This window comes from Rubellimicrobium roseum (assembly GCF_006152145.1).
Lineage (GTDB): Bacteria > Pseudomonadota > Alphaproteobacteria > Rhodobacterales > Rhodobacteraceae > Rubellimicrobium > Rubellimicrobium roseum.
On the sequence record NZ_VDFV01000005.1, the window covers coordinates 178,870 to 195,694 of the forward strand.

The following is a 16,825-nucleotide window of genomic DNA, read 5'->3' on the forward strand; positions in this document are numbered from 1 at the left end:
GACCTTAGTTCGAGGCCAGGCCGGCGGCGAGCGGGAAGGCTTGGTCGAGCGCCAGGTTCGTCAGGAGAACGTTGACGCGCGGCTCGCCGTAGAGGCCGAGCCAGCGGCCCTCGACGTGATCCGCGATCAGCGCCCGCACGTCCGTCGGGTCGGCGCGTCGGGCTGCGGCGATCCGCTCCGCCTGACCCAGCGCGTTCGCGGGCGAGACATCGGGATCGAGGCCGGAGCCGGACGTGGTGACCGCGTCGATAGGCACCTCGTCCGGGTTCAGGCCGTTCTCGGCGGCGAAGGCCTCCCGCCGGGCCTGCACATCGGCCACAAGCTGCGCCGAGGTCGGCCCGAGGTTCGTGGCCCCGGTCCCGGCCGCATTCCAGTCCGAGGCCGACGCACGCGGATGGAGGTAGGCCGTGCCCACGAATGACTGGCCGATGAGCGAGGAGCCGATGACGACACCGTCGCGCTCGAGGAGCGAGCCGCGGGCGGCGGACGGGGCGACTGCCCCCATGATCCCGGTCAGGGTAAGGGGATAGATGAGGCCAGTCAGGAGCGTGAAGAAGACCATCATCATGATGGCTGGACGGAGTTGGGCGAGCATGGTGGCCTCTCAGGCGAGGTGGAGGGCGACAAGGACGAGGTCGATGGCCTTGATGCCAACGAAGGGCACGACCAGGCCTCCGAGCCCGTAGACGAGCATGTTGCGCCGCAGGAGCGCGGCGGCCGACGCGGGCCGGTAGCTCACGCCCCGGAGCGCGAGCGGCACGAGCGCGACGAGGATGAGCGCGTTGAAGATGACCGCCGACAGCACCGCCGACTGGGGGCTCGCAAGCCGCATCACGTTGAGCGCGCCCAGGCCCGGATAGGCCGCGACGAAGATCGCGGGCAGGATGGCGAAGTACTTGGCCACGTCGTTGGCGATGGAGAAGGTGGTGAGCGCGCCGCGCGAGATCAGGAGCTCCTTGCCGACCATCACCACCTCGATGAGCTTGGTGGGGTCGCTGTCGAGGTCGATGAGGTTCCCGGCCTCCTTGGCGGCGGGCGTCCCGGAGTTCATCGCCACGCCCACATCGGCCTGCGCGAGCGCGGGCGCGTCGTTCGATCCGTCGCCGCACATGGCGACCAGCCGGCCGCCGGCCTGCTCCTTGCGGATCAGCTCGAGCTTCATCTCGGGCGTCGCCTCGGCCAGGTAGTCGTCCACCCCGGCCTCGGCGGCGATGGCGGCGGCGGTGAGCGGGTTGTCCCCCGTGATCATCACCGTGCGGATGCCCATGGCGCGGAGTTCCGCGAAGCGCTCGCGCATGCCGGGCTTGAGCACGTCCTTGAGATGCACCGCGCCCAGGATCGCCGCGCCATCCGCCACCAGCAGCGGCGTGCCGCCCGATCGGGCGATGGCCTCCACTTGGCCCGCGAGCGCAGGAGCAGGCGCCTGGCCGGTAAAGCGGACCACCGCATCCGCCGCGCCCTTTCGGACCTGCCGCCCATCCGCGAGGTCAATCCCTGAGAGGCGCGTCTGCGCCGTGAACGGGACCGGCACCCCGCCTGCGGTCGCGGCGAGGTCGCGGCCCAGCAGCTCGCGGGCCTTCTCCACGAGGCTCTTGCCCTCGGGCGTCTCGTCGGCGAGCGAGGCGAGGAGCGCGGCCTCCGCAAGGCGGCGCAGATCGACGCCCGGAGCGGGGATAAGTGCGTCGGCCATGCGGTTGCCGAAGGTGATCGTCCCTGTCTTGTCGAGGAGCAGCGTGTCCACGTCGCCTGCGGCCTCTACCGCGCGGCCCGACTTGGCGATGATGTTGGCCTTCACCAGCCGGTCCATGCCGGCGATGCCGATGGCCGACAGAAGCCCGCCGATGGTCGTCGGGATCAGCGTGACGAAGAGCGCGCCCAGGATCACCACGGGAATCGTCAGCCCCGCGTAGCTCGCAAAGGGCTGGAGCGTCACCACCACGACGAGGAAGATGAGCGTGAGACCCGCCAGCAGGATGTTGAGGGCGACCTCGTTGGGGGTCTTCTGCCGCTCGGCTCCTTCCACGAGCGCGATCATGCGGTCGAGGAAGCTCTTGCCCGGCTCGGCGGTGACGCGGATCACCAGCCAGTCGGAGACCACGCGCGTGCCGCCCGTGACCGAGGAGCGGTCGCCGCCCGACTCGCGGATGACGGGGGCGGACTCGCCGGTGATGGCGCTCTCGTCCACGCTCGCCACCCCGCGCGCCACCTCTCCGTCCGTGGGGATGAGGCTGCCCGCCGGGACGAACAGGAGGTCGCCCTGCCGGAGCCGCGACGATGGCTTGGGCGTCCCGAGGCGCGGGTCGTCGTCGGCGCCGTCGAGGACGTTCACCATCGTCTCGGCCTTGGTGGCGCGCAACGTGTCGGCGCGGGCGCGGCCCCGGCCCTCGGCCAGCGCCTCGGCGAAGTTGGCGAAGAGGACGCAGAGCCAGAGCCAGGCCGAGAGGTGGAGGGCGACCCAGCCGCCTTGCGTCCCAGCCGCAATGTCACGGAGCGAGAGGATGGTGGTGAGGAGCGCCACGACAGCGGTGACGAAGATGACCGGATTGCGAGACAGGGCGCGCGGGTCCAGCTTGGCGAAAGTGGCGCGGAGGGAACTGGTATAGAGGCCATCGAGGGCCGGCGAGACTAGGGGATTCTTGAACATGGCTTTCGTGCCTTGAGAGTGATGGCGCCGGTCAGAAGGTCTGGCCGGCGAGGCGCACGGTCTCCTCGGCGATGGGGCCGAGGGCGAGCACGGGGAAGAAGGTGAGGGCGCCGAGGATCACCACGCTCAGCACGAGGAGCGTCACGAAGAGCGGCCCGTGCGTCGGGAACGTGCCGGCGGTGGCGGCGGCCTTGGGCTTGCGGATCAGGCTCCCGGCGATGGCCAGCATCGGCACGATGAAGGCGAAGCGCGTGAGGATCATGATGATCCCGAGCGCGGTGGTGTGCCAGGGCAGCGCCGCCCCGAAGCCGCCGAAGGCCGAGCCGTTGTTCCCCGCCGCCGAGGTGTAGGCGTAGAGGAGCTCGGAGAAGCCGTGAGGTCCTGCCTCCTGCACAGCGGTCACGGCCTGCGGGGCGACGACCGCGACGGCGCCGCCGATCAGGAGGCCCACTGGCGTGGCCAGGAAAGCGAGGACCGCCAGCGTGACCTCGCGCCGTTCGATCTTGCGGCCGAGGTACTCTGGGGTACGGCCGACCATGAGGCCCGCGAGGAACACCGCGAGCACCACGTAGAGGAGCATCCCGTAGAGACCCGAGCCCACGCCGCCGAAGATCACCTCGCCGGTGGCCATGTTCGCCATCTGCACAAGTCCGGATAGCGGCATGAAGCTGTCGTGCATGGCGTTGACCGAGCCGTTCGACGCCGCCGTGGTCAGGACCGACCACATGGCCGAGAGCGTCGCGTCGAAGCGCTGCTCCTTGCCCTCCATGTTGGTGCCCGGCCCGAGGAGCGGATTGCCGGCCGCTTCGTAGAGCTGGACCACCAAGAGGCCGGTCACGAGCAGGACGCCCATGGCGGCGAAGATGGCCCAGCCCTGCCGCCGGTCCCCAACCATCCGGCCGAACAGGAACGGGAAGGCTACGGGAATGAGCAGGATCGACAGGGCCTGCACCATGTTCGACAGGATCGTCGGGTTCTCGAACGGATGCGCCGAGTTCACGCCGAAGAAGCCGCCGCCGTTGGTGCCGAGTTGCTTGATGGCGATCTGGCTGGCCGCCGGGCCCCGCGCGATCACCTGGGTCGCCCCCTCCAGGCCGGTGGCGGTGACGTGGCCCAGGAGCGTCTGCGGCACGCCCTGGAGGACTAGCACGAGGGCCACGATGATCGAGAGAGGCAGCAGCACGTAGAGGATGGAGCGGGTCAGGTCGACCCAGAAGTTGCCCAACGTCCAGCCCTTCGGCCGCGCAAAGCCCCGGATCACCGCCACAGCCACGGCCATGCCGGTCGCGGCGGAGACGAAGTTCTGGACCGTCAGGCCGAGCATCTGGCTGAAATAGCTGGCCTGCGCCTCGCCCGAGTAGGCCTGCCAGTTCGTGTTCGACACGAAGCTCGTGGCCGTGTTGAAGGCCAGGTCCGGCGACATCGGACCGAGGCCGTCAGGGTTGAAGGGCAGCACGTGCTGGAGCCGCAGGATCGCGTAAAGGATGGCAAAGCCCACCGCATTACAAGCGAGGCACGCCAAGGCGTAGGCGCCCCAGGACTGCTCCCGGTCGGGGTCGATGCCGGAGAGGCGGTAGATGCCACGCTCGATGGGCGCGAGGACGGGCGAGAACCAGGTCCGCCCGCCCTCGTAGACGCGGATCATGTAGTCGGCGAGCAGCCAGCCCCCGCCCGTCAGGGTGCCCAGGAAGAGGATGTAGCCGAGAAGGTCGCGCATCGAGTCCTCCTCAGAACCGGTCGGGGCGCAGCAGCGCCACGACGAGGTAGATGAGGAGCCCCGCCGCCGTGGCGAGGCCGAAGACGAGGTCGAGCATGGCCGTCACCCCCGCTCGAGGACGCGCACGAGCGCGGCAAAGAGGAGGAAGCCCCCTATGCCGAGGGCCAGAAAGAGAAGGTCGAGCATGATGATCTCCGAAAGTCGTCGCTAGCGGAGATGGGTTCGGGCGCCGTAAGGGCGCCATGTGGAACCTGGGCGCCACGCGTAAAGCAAGCGTAAAGCGCCGGTGACTCTCTGGCCGAGGGAGAGCAGCGTTGTGGCACACTGATCGAGCGTAGCGCCCAAGCTTCTCCGATCGTTACGCCCGCAATTCATGGCTGTCGGACCGCAACCCCGCATCAGCGTCCTGCCGAGATCGCTGTCGTACATCCAACCACTGGGCCTTAAGCGAACGATCCGGTTGTCGCACCAACGAGGGCTCAGCGGACCTGAGGATCAGTTCAACTCGGACCTGATCTCACGTGATGGGTATCGAACCGCCGCGACACACTGTGACGGAGGTTCTAATGGTTGCGGGGGCCCGAAACCACCGAGAGTTGATGCAGGCTATACGGCGTCGCGCAATGTTACGTGCTCATCCGACGCAGCAGCGATCCACAGACCGCATCTACAAGGTAGTGCAAGCTCAACGTGATCAGAACGAGCACGATGAGGGCGGCGAACATCAGGTCGATCCTGGCGCGTCCGTTGGCGAGCAGCATGAGATAGCCCAGCCCCTGGGCAGCGCCGACCCATTCACCGATCACCGCACCGATGGGCGCGTAGACGGCCGCGAGCCTCAGGCCCGAGGCGAGGCCGGGCAGCGCCGCTGGAATGCGGAGATGCAAGAGAACCGCAGCGGGCCGCGCTCCCATGACCCGGGCCAGGCCGACCCAGTCGGCCGGCGTGCGGACCAGGGCGTCAAAGAAGGCCGAGGTCACGGGGAAGTAGATGATCAGAAGCGCCATGGCGACCTTGGACCAGAAGCCATAGCCCAACCACAGGGTCAGGAGGGGAGCTAAGGCGAAGACGGGGATCGCCTGGCTCAGCACCAGCATGGGGCGCAGGGCCGACCGGGCCAGGGGCGAGGCGGCGAGCAGGATGGCCGAGAGCCCACCCAGGATCGCGCCGAGCACGAGTCCGGTCAGAATCTCCGCCAGCGTGACGACTGCATGGCCGGCAATCAGGAGAACGTTGGCCCAAAGAGCCTGAGCCACCCGTATCGGTCCGGGCAGGATGAACGGCGGCAGGTCGCCAAGCGCGATCAGGGCCTGCCAGGCCAGCAATCCCGCGACCGCCCCGGCCAGACCGTTGAGCCATCGCCTCATCACACCTCCAGCAGCCGACGTAGAAGCCGTCCCTGGAAGACGAGCGTGTCCGGCGCGTCAAAAGCGCGCGGCGGACTGGTCGCGGGCGGCTCCACGCGTGAGAGGCCGGAGCGCGTCAGGAGCAGGACCTCCTGCCCCAGGCGCGCCGCTTCGGCCGGATCGTGGGTGACTTGAAGGACGGTCCGTCCAGCGAGCACCTTGGCGGCGAGATCCTGCATGCGGGCGCGCGTGCCGGCGTCTAGGGCCGAGAACGGCTCGTCGAGGAGCACCACGGGCCGGTCCTCCATGAGCGTCCGCGCGAGCGCCACGCGCTGGCGCTGACCGCCGGACAGGGTTGCCGGCCGAGCCTTCGCAAGGTCCGCCAGCCCCACCCGGTCCAGCACCTGTCGCGCGCGCATCATATCCGCCCGCTCTCCCCGCAGCCGGGCACCCAGGGTCACGTTGTCCAAGACGTTCAACCACGGCAGGAGAAGGTCGCTCTGGGCCATCAGAGCGACCCGCCCGGCCAGGGGCGCGTCGTCCCCGGCCCGCTGGTCGCCCTCAAGACTGACATGATCGCCCACACCCGCCAGGAGCGCGAGCAGCGTGGACTTGCCCACGCCGGACGGACCCAGCAGGCAGGTCCAGCACCCGCCCCTGACCTCCAGAGCAACCGGTCCGACGATGGTGGCCGACCCGATCTTCACCCGCCCCGACAGGAGAAGAGAGGGAGCCGGCTGTCCCGGGAAGCATGAGCCCGGCTCCTCGTCCCGCGTTCGGGCGAATGCTCTCCGGCTCCACGCGGTCACCGCGCCTCCAGATCGACGGCGAGGGTTCCAACTGGCTGCTCCTTGTTGATCAGGCCCGCATCGCGGAGGAACTCGGCGAACCGGATGTAGCGGTCCTCGTCCAGCTTGCCCGGATGGGCGGCGAACATCGGGACCGTGTCGGCCCAGGCGCGCCAGTTCAGCTCGTCGGCGAGCTCGGCCGAGCTGCCTGCGAAGACGGCCCAACTCTCCTCCGAGTGAGCCTGGATGAACTGCACGGCCCTCTCGGTGGCAGAGAGGAAGCGGCGCACCACCTCAGGGTCCAGCCGTTCGGGGTTGGCCACATAGATCAGCTCGTCATAGGCGGGCACGCCCTCGTCCTCGGGATTGAAGCACCGGCCTGCGATGCCTTCGATCTCCATCTGATTCAGCTCGAAGTTGCGAAAGGCGCCGATCACGGCGTCCACCTGCCCCGACATGACCGAGGGTGAGAGAGACCAGCCGACATTGACGAGTTCCACGTCATCGAGGGTCAGGCCGTTGTGCCGGAGCATCTGCGCCAGCAGAGCCTCCTGCACGCCAGGAACCGCGAAGCCGACCTGTCGGCCCTGGAGGTCCGCGACGTCCTGCACGGGGCCGTCCCGCAGGGCCAGCAGACAGGTCAGGGGTGCGTCGATTAACGTGCCCACGCGGACCAGCGGCATCCCCTCGGCCACCTGGAGATGAAGCTGCGGCTGGTAGGACACGGCGAGGTCGGCTCGTCCCGCCGCGACCATCTTGGGCGGATCGGCGGGATCGGCGGGGGCGATCACCTCGACCTCCAGCCCGGCCTCGGCGAAGTAGCCCTTCTCCTGCGCAATCACGATGGGGCCGTGGTCGGGGTTCACGAACCAGTCCAGCATCAGCGTCAGCCTGTCCTGCGCGAAAGCGGGTGAGGCCGCGGTGAGCGCCAGCGTGACCAGAATGGATCTCATGTCAGTCCTCCGGGTCGCCCAATGCGACCAATGCGATCTCTCCGTCCCAGACCTCCGCCAGCCGCTCCGCGGCCTGCCAGGCGCGGAGGCCCGAACGGCAGCAGAGAACGGCCCGCTGGCCCGGCTCAGGCCCGGGCCCATGAGGGCCGAAGGCGGCCACCGGCAGGCGGAGCGCGTCCGGCCGGACCAGGGGGGCCTCGTGCTCGCCCCGCAGGTCCACGACGAAGTCGGCGGGGCTAATGGCGTCTGGGGCGATGAAGGTGGAACGGCGTTCAGGCTCGGGGGCGCCGTCAAAGCGGAAGCCGCCGAAGCGGAAGCCCCGCGCGTCGAAGGTGACGAGCTGACCTAGGGGCGACGCGTGCAGTCGCGCCAGAAGGGCCAAGGCCATCTGCGCTTGGATGGTACCAATCACACCCACGACCGGGCCCAGCACGCCCTCCTCGGCGCAGGTGCCGGCGCGCCCTGGAAGGTCGGGGAACACCGCCCGGAGACTTGGGGCATCCCCGCAGAACGCGCCGACATAGCCTTCGACGCCGATGACCGAAGCGCTGACGAGAGGGATGCCCTGGTCGCGGCAGGTGTCGGAAAGGATGTAGCTCGCGGCAAAGCTGTCGGCGCAGTCGAGCACGAGGTCCACCCCGGCACAGAGAGCAACGGCGTTGCCGGGATCGAGGCGGCACTGGACAGGCTCGACCCGGCAGTCGGGATTGAGCTCTGCAAGACGCGCCGCTGCGGCGTGGACCTTGGGCCGCCCCACATCGGACTCGGTGAACAGCGTCTGCCGGTGGAGGTTCGACAGGTCTACCCGGTCGGGATCGACTAGCCGGATCTGCCCCACCCCGGCCCCGGCCAGATACGGGAGGACGGGAGCGGCGAGCCCCCCGGCCCCGACCACGAGCACCCTTGCGGCTCGGAAGCGCTCCTGCCCCTCGGACCCCAGTTCAGGCACAGCGATCTGGCGAGCGTAGCGGCTCATCGGGTGGCCTCGATCCAGGCGCGGACGCGGGCTTCGGGGTCGGCGTGGAGCGTGATGTCCGTGACCGCCGAGACGATGTTGGCCCCCGCCGCGAAGGCCCCTGGGGCGCGCTCGATGTTCATCCCACCGATGGCGACCAGGGGGATGTTGCCGACGAGGCGCTTCCATTCGGTCACGCGCTCCAGGCCCTGCCGCTCCCACCTCATCTTCTTGAGGATGGTCGGGTAGACCGGCCCCAGCGCCACGTAGTCGGGCGCGAGCGACAGGGCGCGGTCCAGCTCCGCATGATCGTGCGTGCTGATCCCCAGCCGCAGTCCGGCCCGCCGGATCGCAGCCAGATCGGCGGTGTCGAGGTCTTCCTGGCCCAGATGGACCCAGTCGCAGCCCGCCTCGATGGCGAGCCGCCAGTGGTCGTTCACGACCAGCACCGAATTGTGACTCCGGCAGAGGGCCTGCGCTTGTTCGACGGCCTGACGCAGCTCGGACTCGGGTCGGTCCTTGATGCGGAGCTGCACGAGGCGCACGCTCAAGGGCAGCGTCCGCTGGAGCCATTCGACACTGTCGAAGATGGGATAGAAGCGGTCGAGCGTCATGCGAGGAACGCCCGGCCAAGAACAGGCGTGGAGGGCGCAGCCATGTCGCGTGGCTCCATCGGATCGGCCTCAAAGGCCAGCCGCCCGGCCTCGACCGCCCGGGCGAAGCCCTCGGCCATCGCCGCCGGATCGCCAGCCTTGGCCACGGCGGTGTTCAGGAGCACGGCATCGAAGCCCATCTCCATGGCCTCCGCCGCCTGGCTGGGCCGCCCCAGGCCCGCGTCGATCATCAGCGGCACATCCGGAAACTGCGCCCGCAGCGTCCTCAGGCCGTAGCGGTTCACGAGCCCCAGCCCCGTGCCGATCGGCGCCCCCCAGGGCATCAGGACGCGGCATCCGACCGAGAGCAGGCGGTCGGCGAGCACCACATCCTCGGTGGTATAGGGGAAGACCTCGAAGCCCTCCTCGCACAGGATGCGCGCGGCCTCCACGAGGCCGAAGGGATCGGGCTGGAGCGTGTCGGCGTGGCCGATCACCTCGAGCTTGATCCAGGGCGTGTCGAAGAGCTCGCGCGCCATCTGCGCCGTCGTCACCGCCTCGCGGACGGAATGGCATCCCGCGGTGTTGGGGAGCACGCGGACGCCCAGGTCGCGCACGAGGTCCCAGAAAGCGGCTCCCGCCCGCTCGCCCCCGGCCTCGCGCCGGACCGAGACGGTGGCGATCCCGGCCCCCGAGCGCCGGAAGGCCTCGGCCAGGACCCTGGGCGACGGATACTGGGCGGTGCCCAGCATCAGGCGGGAGGTTACCTCGACGTCGTAGAACATCGGCATCGCTCAGCCCCCCTGCCGAGGCGTGACGACTTCGAGCCGGTCACCCGGCCCGAGGACCGCGCTCGAACGGGCGGACGCGGGCACGAAGCGCTCATTGACGGCGGTCGCGACCTTCCCGTCGCCGTAGCCCAGCTCGCGCAGGACTCCGGGCAGATCCTTGGCCGTCACCTCGGTGGCGGTGCCGTTAACCGTGATCTTCATCCATCAGCTCCGGTCGGGTGTTGTTGCAGAGGAGGTCGGCCACCATCCGCGCCAGCACGGGCGCCATCAGGAAGCCATGACGGAAGAGCCCGTTGACATGGATCACTTCGCCCCGCCGCCTAAGGCGGGGCAGGTTGTCGGGAAAGGCGGGCCGCGCGTCGACGCCGATCTCCAGGATCTCGGCCTCGCTGAAGGCCGGATGTAGCGCATAGGCGGCGCTCAGGAGCTCCAGAGCCGAACGGACGGTGGGCCGCTCCCGCTCACCGCTCTCGATCTGCGTGGCCCCCAGCATGTAGACGCCGTCCCCGCGCGGCACGACATAGAGCGGATAGCGCGGGTGCAACAGCCGGACAGGGCGCGTGAGGTGCAGGTCGGGCGCGCGCAGGACCAGCATCTCGCCCTTCACGCCCCGCAGGTCGGGCAGCGCGTCGCGGGCAGCCAAGCCCCGGCAATCGATGATCTGTCCGACGACCTGGCCGTTGTCTGTCGCAAACGTCACGCCCAATTCGGGCAGCCGGTCGCGCAGGTGACCCAAGGCGCGGCGCGGATCGAGATGCGCCTCTTCCGGAAAGAACAGCGCGCGATCGAACCGGCCGTCGAAGTCGGGCTCCAGCGCCGCGAGGTCGGTGCGATCGAGCATGCGGTGCCCCGAAGTGCGGCGGGCGAAGCGGTCGAGTTCCTGCCGGTCGCGCCCGAGCGTCACGACCAGCGTCCCCGCCCGGGTGACTGGAACCCCCTGCCCTTCCCACCAATCGGCCGCCGCCTGACCCAGGCGCACGACCGGCTCCTCGGCCGTCTCGCCTTCGCAGTAGGGCGCCAGCATCCCGCCCGCCCACCAGGAGCAGGCGTGCGGGCCTGGTCGCTCCTCCCGGTCGATGACCGTCACCGCGACGCCGCGCGAAGCGAGTTCCGTGGCTGTGCAAAGGCCCGCCACGCCGGCCCCGATAACCCTTACGCGAAGGCTCATGCCCAGACCTCGTGGAAGTGGTGGACCGGGCCATGACCCGAGCCGATGCCGAGCCGGTCCGCCGCGCGGATCGCGCCCTGGAGCCAGCGATGGGCCCGGTGGATCGCCGCAGGGAGCTCGGCCCCCTTGGCCAGCTCCGCCGCGATGGCCGAGGACAGGGAACAGCCCGTCCCATGCGTGTTGCGTGTCACAATGCGCGGCGCCGTGAACTCGATGACGTCGTCAGGGGTCACGAGGCGGTCCACGCAGAGCGGACCCTCAGCATGCCCGCCCTTCATCAGCACCGCCTTCGCACCGAGGTCGAGCAGCGCCCGTGCCTGGGCCAGTACCTCGGCTCCCGTCGTGGCGGGGTCCCGGCCCAGCATCCGCGCCGCCTCGGGCAGGTTGGGCGTGAGAAGGTCGGCGCATGGGAGAAGGTCTCGCACGAGCACCGCGACTGCACCCGGGGCGAGCAGGACATCACCGGACTTGGCCACCATCACAGGATCCAGGACGACCGGCCCATCGAAGGCCCTTAGTCCATCACGGACGGCCTTGATGACGGCCGGCGAGGCGAGCATCCCAACCTTCACGACGCCGATGGCAATGTCGCCCAGCACGGCGGCGATCTGAGCCCGGATCATGCCGGCCGAGACCTCCTCGACCGCGGACACACCGCAGGTGTTCTGCGCCGTGATCGCCGTGATGACGCTCGCGCCATAGACGCCGAGCGCCGAAAACGTCTTGAGGTCGGCCTGGATGCCCGCGCCCCCTCCGCTGTCGGAGCCGGCGATCGTCAAGGCGGCTGGTGCGCCCATTATTCTCCTCCTTCCACGGCGGACGGAAGGAGGACGGGACTGCGGGCGGGTTCCGCCCTGCCACATCATGCTCCGTTCCCTACGCCGGCATTGCCCGGATCAGGTTCGATGGGTTGGCGCGAAGCCTCTCAGCCCGGATGGGCACCCCAACGGATTCGTAGAGAGGCTAGTCGGCTCCCATGGAGCACGCAAGATCCAGGGATAGGCGTTGTCAGGAAACGATCCACGGCATAGTGCGGATCGTCCGGTAGACGGACGAACACGCGCATGACGGACAGCAGCTCTGATCCCTTCTTCCGCCAGCACATGCTGCCAGTACAAAGCCGGTCCGCCTGAATCCTTTGGCCATTGGCGGTTCTGAACCAACATGAACCGATGTGAGGGGGGTTCGAATCTGGTTGCGGGGGCAGGATTTGGACTCTGGCGAACGGCAGGATCGTTCTAAAGTCGAAGGCCATAATCCCGCTGACACATTAATTGCGAGAGATGGTGGCCCGAGTATCATGGGAATGACTGAACGCTACTCATGATGTCTCCCCCCTATCAGCGACGAGGCACCAAGACCCGCGATCCTCAACGCGTCAGGCCAGGTCCGGCAGCACCGTCTCGACCATCCAGTGCGCGGCGCTGGACGGCCCCACCGCAGCCGGCAGCACCGCCGAGACAGGGAACGAGGGCAGCTCCACCGGCGGACGCAGAACCGTAAGCCCGAAGGCCGCGGCATGGACCCGTGCGAGGCGGGAGGGTAGCGTCACGACCGCATCGCTCGCCGCGACGGCAGCCAAAGCTGTGAGGAAGTAGGGCACCGCCGCCACAACCCTCCTCTCCCGTCCGAGCGCGGCCAGCGCCTTGTCGACGACGCCGCTGGGCTCGCCATCGAGCGAGACGACGATGTGGCGGGCCGCGACAAAGGCGTCGAGGTCAGGGGTGCCTTGGACCAGTGGGTGATCTGCCCGGGCGACGAGGCTGTAGTTCTCCTCGAACAGGGGGTGTCGCCGCACCGTCGAGGGCAGCGCGAAGAAGCGCCCCACCGCGAGGTCGATCTCGCCCGCGACCAGGGCCTCGACTGCTCGGTCGCGCAAGTGCGGCCGGAACACCATCCGCAGCCCCGGCGCCTCCTGCCCCAGCCGCGCGATCAGCGGCGCAGCCATCAGCGCACAATGGTAGTCCGCGCCGGCGATCCGCAGGGTGCCCTCGGCCGTCGCCGGATCGAAGCGCGACGCGGCGAACAGGCCCCCAGCCAGCCCCAGGATCTCGTCCAGTGCCGGGGCAAGCGCGAGGGCTCGCGCCGTGGGCTCCAGCCCGTGAGGGCGTCGAAGGAACAGCGGGTCTCCCAGGAGGTCCCGCAGCCGTCCAAGGGCATGGCTCACGGTAGACTGCGTCATGTGAAGCTCCCCCGCGGTGGCCGTCGATTTGCGTGTCCGCAGGAGACTCGCGAGCACAAGGAGGAGGGTGAAGTCGAGCCGGCGGATATCGCGTTCGACCATATCAGTCCTGAACAGTCTTCATTGGAACCGAAGTCACTCTGTCCCTAGCTTCCCTCCGTGGCAAGCACGGAGGCAGCCGATGCGCATCGCGGTGATCGGACGGGGCAAGGTCGGCCAGGCCCTCGGCGAGGGCTGGCGGCGCGCGGGGCATGACGTGATCTACGGCACCCGCGAGCCCCGGGGCGATCGCGAAGCCCCGATCGCCGCGGCCATGGCGCAGGCCGATGTCGTCGCCCTCGCCGTGCCCTGGGGTGCCGTGCGGGAGGTGCTGGCCGCCGCCGGCGACCTTTCGGGCAAGGTGATGATCGACTGCACCAACCCGCTTGCGATGGCCGGAGGGCGGCTGGGCCTCGCGCCGCCCACCGGTAGCTCGGGGGCCGAGGAGGTCGCGGCCCTCGCCCCCGGTGCCCACGTGGTCAAGACCCTGAACCAGACCGGGGCCGAGAACATGGCCGACCCCCACCGCTACGCCGCGCCGCCTGTCATGTTCGCGGCGGCCGGCGACGCAGAGGCCAAGAGCACCGCCCTCGGCCTCGTCGCGGACCTGGGCTTCGAGGCGCTCGACGCCGGGCCGCTTGCCAAGGCCGCCCTGCTCGAAGCGTTCGCGATGCTCTGGATCGACCAGGCCTTCAGCCACGGCCAGGGCCGCGATTTCGCCTTCGCCCGCCTCCGGACGCGCTGATCCCCCAACCTCAAGGAGCCAAGATGAGCCTTCGCAACCCCAATCCTGTCAACGCCAATGCCCCGAAGCGGGTCGCCATTGTCATCTCCAACCCTGCGACCTCCACCACCACCGGCTGGCCCGTGGGCTTCTGGTGGAGCGAGCTGACCCACCCGTGGTTCGCTTTCAACGCGAAGGGCTACGAGGTCGAGGTCTTCTCGCCCAGGGGAGGCCGGTGCGAAGCCGACGCCATGAGCGACCCGCGCGATGTCTCCGGCTACTCGGAAACCGACCTCATCTCGGCGGGCTTCTTAGCGACCCCGAAGCTCGTCACCCTCATCGAGAGCACGAAGCCCGTTTCAGAGCTGAACGTCGCTGACTTCGACGCCATCGTCGTCGCGGGTGGCCAAGCCCCGATGTTCACCTTCGAGCAGGAGACGGCGCTCCAGCGCAAGTTCGTGGAGTTCTACGAGGCCGGCAAGGTCGCCGCCGCACTCTGCCACGGCACCGCGATCCTGCGCTACGCCCGCCTGTCGGACGGTACGCCGCTCGCCCGCGGCAAGACTGTCACCGGCTTCGCCAACGTCGAGGAGGACTTCGCCGACAACGCCGTCTGGGACATGCAACTCCTGTCCCGCGACAAGCACGTCATGCCCTGGCGGATCGAGGACGAGCTCAAGAAGCTCGGCGCCAACTACGTCCAAGCGGGGCTCTGGAAGGGTTTCGCCATCCGCGACGGCAACCTTGTCACGGGCCAGCAGAACTTCTCGGGCGCGGAGACGGCCGAGGCCGTGATCCGGGCGTTCGGCGAGTGAGGGGGGGGCAACCATGCGGACAGTTCTGCTTGCGGCCGCGGCCAGCGCCTTGGTGACCGGGTCAGCGCAGGCCGAGACCTTCGTGATCGTTCACGGTGCCTTCCAGACGGCCGCGGCCTGGGATCAGGTGGCCGAAGCGCTGCGGGCCGGGGGCGACGAGGTGACCCTCGTCGACCTCCCCGGCCGTGACGGCACGATGGCGGATGGCAGCGACATCCATGCCCTCACCCTCGGGGCTTATCGCGACGCCACGCTGGCCGCGATGGGCGACCAGTCCGACGTCGTCCTCGTCGGCCACAGCTTCGGCGGGTTCAGCATCTCGGCCGTGGCCGAAGCGGCGCCGGACCGGATCCGCAAGCTCATCTACGTCGCCGCGTATGTGCCCAACTCGGGCGAGTCGCTCCAGTCCCTCTCGGGCACCGACAAGGGGACGAAGTTCACGGGCGAGAACTTCGTGCTCGCGCAGGATTACTCCGCCGCCGAGGTGCTGCCTCGGGACCGGGCGCTGATATTCGCCAACGACGTGGAGAGCGAGGCCGCGCAGGCCATCGCCGATGCGCTGGTCAAGGAGCCCCTGGCCCCTCTGGGGGAGCCGATCACCCTGACGGAGGCCAACTTCGGCCGGGTGCCAAAGGCCTATGTCGAGACCCTGCGGGACAACGCGGTCAGCCCCGCGCTCCAGGCCCGCATGATTGAGCGCGCCGGGATCGGCGAGGTCCGCGAGATCGACACCGGCCACGCGCCGATGGCCACCGAACCGGAGGAACTGGCGGCGATCCTGCACGACCTCGCCGGAGGCTGACTCCGTGGCCGTCCTGTTCCGCACCGGGCATTCGGAGGTCACCCGGATCGAGGCGTTTACCGACGGGGTGATGGCCATCGTCATCACACTCCTCATGCTCGAGGTGAAGCTGCCCGAGATGGACCTAGAGGGGGACACCGCGATCTGGTGGGCGCTGACGGAGCGGCTGCCCATCATCTTCGCCTGGATCCTGAGCCTCGCCTTCGTGCTGGTGTTCTGGGTGGCGCACCACGGCCTTATGCGCCAGCTCCGTCACGCCGACCGGGGCTTCCTTTGGCTCAACGGGCTCTTCCTGCTGGCCATCTCCTTTGTGCCCTTCCCGACCGGCCTCTTCGGCGAGTTTCCGGGCTCTGTGCCCGCGACGTTCCTGCTCAGCCTCGCCATGCTCCTCGCCGCCACGAGCTTCAGCCTGATGCACTGGTACGCGAGCAGGCCGGGCGACCTGCTCGCGCCGGAAGTGCCCTTGTCGGCTCGCCGCAAGTCGCTGCGGCGCAGCCTGCTCGCGCCGGCGCTCGCCACGGCAATCCTCGTGGCCGTGCCGGTGCTCTTCTTCGTGCCTCTGGGCGGCCCGACCCCCAAGCCCTCCGACTGACCCTGCCAAGGACCGATCCTTCATGACCGAGCCGACCCCACCCCTGCTTGCGGGCCACTGCCACTGCGGCGCCGTCGCGTTCACCCTCCCCGACCAGTCCGCCGGGGTCCTCGCGTGCCACTGCGAGGATTGCCGCCGGAGGCACGGCAACTTTAGCGCGTTCCTTGCGACCCCGATCGGCGAGGTCACGTTGCAAGGGGATTGAGGGGCGGCTCAGCGCGCTCCTCGAGCTCGGCGGCGCCCGAGCGGTCGAGCTCTCGTCCGCTGATCACCCGGCGATCGAGGCGACCACGGTCGGGCCGCTCGGCTCTGACGGGAGGGATGGGACCCTCGCAGAGGAAGAAGATCCCGAAGACGATCCCGACGGCGGCCTCCCGACACTGGGGACCGGACGGCGCAAGCCTTGGGCGACGAGCACCAGCACGGACCGGCAGATCCGGCCCGGGGCTGCCGCGCCGAGCGTCGGCGGAAGCCTGGTTGCTGCAACTCAGGACTGGAGCCACGGGGTAGCGGAGCTGGCCCTGAACAACACGGGGTCCAACAACGACGAAGCCCCCGTGCCTTGCGGCGACGGGGGCTTCGGGTCGTCTGGTCTAAGGACGAGCCAGGGCGGGTTCTCACCTGCGCTGGTTCGTTCGCTTCAGTTGGTTGCGGGGGCAGGATTTGAACCTGCGGCCTTCAGGTTATGAGCCTGACGAGCTACCGGGCTGCTCCAC

Annotated in this window: 19 protein-coding genes and 1 riboswitch; of the genes, 5 read left to right on the plus strand and 14 right to left on the minus strand. The window is 69.2% G+C overall.

Annotated features, from left to right (window positions below):
- Positions 1–4: 4 nt before the first annotated feature.
- The 14 genes from kdpC to FHG71_RS07400 all read right to left on the minus strand — a co-directional run bounded on the left by kdpC (position 5) and on the right by FHG71_RS07400 (position 13,239).
- Positions 5–595 (minus strand): potassium-transporting ATPase subunit KdpC, encoded by a 591-nt coding sequence (gene kdpC, locus FHG71_RS07335; RefSeq protein WP_139080971.1) that lies wholly within the window; start codon positions 593–595, stop codon positions 5–7.
- Positions 596–604: 9 nt separating this feature from the next.
- Positions 605–2,644: a potassium-transporting ATPase subunit KdpB gene (gene kdpB, locus FHG71_RS07340; RefSeq protein WP_139080972.1), complete on the minus strand. Its 2,040-nt coding sequence runs from the start codon at positions 2,642–2,644 to the stop codon at positions 605–607.
- A gap of 31 nt (positions 2,645–2,675) precedes the next feature.
- Positions 2,676–4,361 (minus strand): potassium-transporting ATPase subunit KdpA, encoded by a 1,686-nt coding sequence (kdpA, locus tag FHG71_RS07345; RefSeq protein WP_139080973.1) that lies wholly within the window; start codon positions 4,359–4,361, stop codon positions 2,676–2,678.
- 10 nt (positions 4,362–4,371) lie between these two features.
- Positions 4,372–4,458: a K(+)-transporting ATPase subunit F gene (kdpF, locus tag FHG71_RS07350; RefSeq protein WP_139081002.1), complete on the minus strand. Its 87-nt coding sequence runs from the start codon at positions 4,456–4,458 to the stop codon at positions 4,372–4,374.
- A 529-nt stretch (positions 4,459–4,987) separates the two neighbouring features.
- A complete protein-coding gene (locus tag FHG71_RS07355) occupies positions 4,988–5,728 on the minus strand; it encodes an ABC transporter permease (protein WP_139080974.1) in 741 nt (246 codons plus the stop codon).
- Positions 5,728–6,414, minus strand: a complete 687-nt coding sequence (locus FHG71_RS07360; RefSeq protein ID WP_342777507.1) for an ABC transporter ATP-binding protein — start codon at positions 6,412–6,414, stop codon at positions 5,728–5,730. Before FHG71_RS07360 ends, FHG71_RS07355 begins: the two co-directional genes overlap by 1 nt.
- Before the next feature lie 98 nt (positions 6,415–6,512).
- Entirely contained in the window at positions 6,513–7,448 is a 936-nt protein-coding gene (locus FHG71_RS07365) for an ABC transporter substrate-binding protein (protein ID WP_139080976.1), read from the minus strand.
- 1 nt (position 7,449) lies between these two features.
- Positions 7,450–8,424: a HesA/MoeB/ThiF family protein gene (locus tag FHG71_RS07370; RefSeq protein WP_139080977.1), complete on the minus strand. Its 975-nt coding sequence runs from the start codon at positions 8,422–8,424 to the stop codon at positions 7,450–7,452.
- Positions 8,421–9,017, minus strand: coding sequence for a thiamine phosphate synthase (locus FHG71_RS07375; RefSeq protein ID WP_139080978.1), 597 nt, complete (start codon positions 9,015–9,017; stop codon positions 8,421–8,423). The genes FHG71_RS07370 and FHG71_RS07375 overlap by 4 nt, the downstream gene beginning before the upstream one ends.
- Positions 9,014–9,787, minus strand: a complete 774-nt coding sequence (locus tag FHG71_RS07380; protein WP_139080979.1) for a thiazole synthase — start codon at positions 9,785–9,787, stop codon at positions 9,014–9,016. The genes FHG71_RS07375 and FHG71_RS07380 overlap by 4 nt, the downstream gene beginning before the upstream one ends.
- 3 nt (positions 9,788–9,790) lie before the next feature.
- Positions 9,791–9,988, minus strand: coding sequence for a sulfur carrier protein ThiS (gene thiS, locus FHG71_RS07385; protein WP_139080980.1), 198 nt, complete (start codon positions 9,986–9,988; stop codon positions 9,791–9,793).
- Positions 9,972–10,955, minus strand: coding sequence for a glycine oxidase ThiO (thiO, locus tag FHG71_RS07390; RefSeq protein ID WP_139080981.1), 984 nt, complete (start codon positions 10,953–10,955; stop codon positions 9,972–9,974). Before thiO ends, thiS begins: the two co-directional genes overlap by 17 nt.
- Complete coding sequence (gene thiD / locus FHG71_RS07395) at positions 10,952–11,752, minus strand: bifunctional hydroxymethylpyrimidine kinase/phosphomethylpyrimidine kinase (RefSeq protein WP_139080982.1); 801 nt, start codon at positions 11,750–11,752, stop codon at positions 10,952–10,954. The genes thiO and thiD overlap by 4 nt, the downstream gene beginning before the upstream one ends.
- Positions 11,753–11,811: 59 nt before the next feature.
- A riboswitch (TPP riboswitch) is annotated at positions 11,812–11,911 on the minus strand.
- 422 nt (positions 11,912–12,333) lie between these two features.
- Positions 12,334–13,239: a LysR family transcriptional regulator gene (locus tag FHG71_RS07400; RefSeq protein WP_139080983.1), complete on the minus strand. Its 906-nt coding sequence runs from the start codon at positions 13,237–13,239 to the stop codon at positions 12,334–12,336.
- Positions 13,240–13,318: 79 nt separating this feature from the next.
- On the opposite strand from FHG71_RS07400, the gene FHG71_RS07405 reads away from it, so the two are divergent.
- Genes FHG71_RS07405 through FHG71_RS24865 form a run of 5 tightly spaced genes read left to right on the plus strand, consistent with a single transcriptional unit; the run spans position 13,319 to position 16,314 of the window.
- Entirely contained in the window at positions 13,319–13,921 is a 603-nt protein-coding gene (locus FHG71_RS07405) for an NADPH-dependent F420 reductase (RefSeq protein WP_139080984.1), read from the plus strand.
- A gap of 23 nt (positions 13,922–13,944) precedes the next feature.
- On the plus strand, positions 13,945–14,715 hold the full coding sequence (locus FHG71_RS07410; RefSeq protein ID WP_139080985.1) for a type 1 glutamine amidotransferase domain-containing protein: 771 nt from the start codon (positions 13,945–13,947) through the stop codon (positions 14,713–14,715).
- A 13-nt stretch (positions 14,716–14,728) separates the two neighbouring features.
- Positions 14,729–15,517, plus strand: a complete 789-nt coding sequence (locus FHG71_RS07415; RefSeq protein WP_139080986.1) for an alpha/beta fold hydrolase — start codon at positions 14,729–14,731, stop codon at positions 15,515–15,517.
- Between the two features lie 4 nt (positions 15,518–15,521).
- Complete coding sequence (locus FHG71_RS07420; RefSeq protein WP_139080987.1) at positions 15,522–16,109, plus strand: TMEM175 family protein; 588 nt, start codon at positions 15,522–15,524, stop codon at positions 16,107–16,109.
- A 22-nt stretch (positions 16,110–16,131) separates the two neighbouring features.
- Complete coding sequence (locus FHG71_RS24865) at positions 16,132–16,314, plus strand: GFA family protein (protein ID WP_484335639.1); 183 nt, start codon at positions 16,132–16,134, stop codon at positions 16,312–16,314.
- Positions 16,315–16,825: the final 511 nt, after the last annotated feature.